General features: G+C 64.4%; 2 protein-coding genes. Both read right to left on the bottom strand.

The genetic code is table 11. The annotated features are described in order from the left end of the window. Positions 1-456 precede the first annotated feature (456 nt). Positions 457-1,119 carry a response regulator gene (locus WBQ44_RS18405; protein WP_495568114.1) on the bottom strand — a complete coding sequence of 221 codons (663 nt, stop codon included), beginning with the start codon at positions 1,117-1,119 and terminating at the stop codon, positions 457-459. Positions 1,120-1,149: 30 nt separating this feature from the next. After that, positions 1,150-2,712 (bottom strand): sensor histidine kinase, encoded by a 1,563-nt coding sequence (locus WBQ44_RS18410; RefSeq protein WP_495568115.1) that lies wholly within the window; start codon positions 2,710-2,712, stop codon positions 1,150-1,152. Positions 2,713-2,793 lie beyond the last annotated feature (81 nt).

Genomic DNA, 2,793 nt, shown 5'->3' on the forward strand with positions numbered 1-2,793 from the left:
CGTCCCCCGCCGAAACCCCCGTATCGAACATACTTTCGAATCTACCGCATCCCTCCGACACATTGCCGGAGCGCGTTCGCGACGCAGAATGAAACCGGGCCCGTTGACGAGTTTTATCCGCGAGGGAACCCAAAACATATAGCCGGCAGAACGAACCGGGGGCGGCGCCGGCCAACATCGACACCATCGGCCGGCGGTTGGACGAGGTCACACCTGCCACCGCACCGTAGCTGCGGGCCGCTTGCTCCAAGGCATGCCTGGTTACGCGAGAGTCCACCTTCGTGCCCATTGCGCCGCCCAGGAGTAGCGCCTGCAACTCGCCCGAGACGCCGAGTCGCTGCGCGCACAAGAACGCATGGTACGAAGACGGTCTCGTTGGCGGCTTGTTTTGTCGCGGACCTCGACAATCGCCCGCGAGGCGTATTGCCGAGATGGTTCGCCGAGCCGCCGGTGGGGCTATTTCCGCCGATACAACCGTTCCGGCCTTCCGACGTTCCCGTAGTCGAGGGAGACGTCGACGCGGCCGATATCGGCGAGGTATTCGAGGTATCGCCTGGCGCTGGAGCGCGAAATGCCGGATCGCTCGGACATTTCCGTCGCGGACACGGCGCCCTCGATGCCGCGCAGGCGTTCTTCGACGAGGTCGAGGGTGACGCGGCTGAGACCCTTTGGGAGGTCGCCGCCGGCGCCCGCGATGCCGAAGGCTTTGTCGACGGCTGCTTGCTCGGCTTCCTCGGCGGCGGACAGAGACTGTCGGGTGGTGCGGTACTGCTCCAAACGTGCTTGCAGCACAGCAAATTTGAAGGGTTTGATGAGGTAGTGCACCACACCGCTGCGCAACGCCTTTTGCACGGACGCGACTTCGCGTTCGCTGGTGATGACGAGAACGTCCACGTCGGGTACCGATTCTCGGAACTTGCCGATGAGGTCGAGGCCGCTGGCTCCCGGGAGGTGTACGTCGAGCAATATCAGGTCGGGCCGGAGCGACGCCACTGCCTGCTCCGCCGCCTGGGGCGTGTGGGCGACGCCGCACACTTCGAACCCCTCGGTTTTGCCGACGAACCCCGAATGCACCTTGGCGACCATGAAATCGTCGTCGACGACCAGTACCCGTATCACTGCGTCTCCTTCATCACGGCGTCTGCTTCATCACGGCGTCTGCTTCATCACGGCTCTGAACACCGTCCAGTCGATTCCGTCTGCGTGCTCGTAGCCCAGGGTCACATCTCCACCTCGGCGTCTGCATGCCAGTCGTACCAACGCCAGCCCGAATCCGTGTCCGGTCGAGGCCGAACCACGTGTGCTCCAGCCTTGTTCGAAGATGTTCGCCGCGTCTGCGTCGGGTACGCCGGGGCCGTTGTCATGCACGGCGATCTCGATCTCGTCGTCGCGTTCGCGCAGTGAGATCTGCACCCGTCCGTCCGATGCGGTGACGGCGTTGTCGACGAGGTTGCCGAGTACGGTGCAGAGATCGCGGGACAGGGCGCCACCGTGCGGACCGAGCGCCGAACCTTCGATGATGTCGACGATCACCGAGCGGTGCGCTGCTGCACCGATTTTCGCGATGAGCAGTGCGGCGACGCCGACGTCGGCCACGGAATCGGTCACCACGGATGTCGCATCTTCTCGTCGCGCCGTCAGACCGTCCACGTAGCGCACCACCTCGTCGTATTCCTGCAGTTGTACGAGCCCGGAGATGGTGTGCAGTTGATTGTCGAACTCGTGAATGTGTTCGCGCAGGGCTGTCGAGCTGGTTTTGGTGACGCCGAGTTCTTCTTCGATGTCGGTCAGTTCGGTGCGGTCACGGAAGGTGGTGACGGTTCCTACGGCTTTGCCGTTGGACACGATGGGCACCGTGTTGAGCACGAGTACGCGGTCGCCGACTAGCACGATCTCGTCCGGTGTCGTTTCAGTGCCGAGCAGCACGTCGCGGAGTCGATCGGTGAGCCCCAGTTCTTCGACGGTGCGGCCCTTGCTCCCGTAGTCGATGTGCAGCAGTTCGTGCGCGCTTTCGCTCATCAGCAATACCCGGCCGTGCGGGTCGAGGGCGATGACGCCTTCCTTGAGTCCGCGCAGCATGGCCTCACGTTGCCCGACGAGGTCGAGGATCTCGTCGGCTTCCATTCCGAGTGTCTGCCGCTTGACCCGTCGGGCGAGCAGCACCGACCCGACGCCGCCGAGGACGGACGCGACGGCCAGATAGACGATCAGGTTGGGCGCCGCCTGCAGGAACCTGTCGAGCCCAGAGGGGTAGCGATCACCGACCACGGCGGTGCCGACGAGCGAGCCGGTATCGTCGACAACCGGAACGCGCGCTTCGACCGCCTTGCCGAGTGAGGTGTCGGTCAAGCCGACCCAGGACCCACTTCCGTCCGACCCGGCGTCCTGTCCGACCTGTTCCGGGACGGTGGAGAGTACGACGATTCCGTCGACGCTGGCGAGCTGGGCGTAGTCGAGCCCGGAGACGGCGCGGACGGATTCGACAGCGCTCTGCAGGCCGGTGCGAATGCGCGGTTGTGCCGACGGAAGCAGCTGCCGCACGACGGGGTTTGCCGCCAACGTTTCTGCCGCAGACTGTGCACGCCGGCCGGCGTCGCGTTGAAATGCCGCCGAGGATTGCGCGAACGACAGCCCTCCGATGGCGACGAGCACGACCACGACGATGAGCAGCTGTAGCCTGAGCAGCTGAGCAGCAAGCGTGGTTCGGCGCACGAAAAGACCCTACGTCGAGGCGAGGCCACCCGAGATCGGATCTGCGTGAGCACAATGGACACAAATGAAACTGTGCCCGCA

It is taken from the genome of Rhodococcus sp. (in: high G+C Gram-positive bacteria) (assembly GCF_049591685.1).
Taxonomy (GTDB): domain Bacteria; phylum Actinomycetota; class Actinomycetes; order Mycobacteriales; family Mycobacteriaceae; genus Rhodococcoides.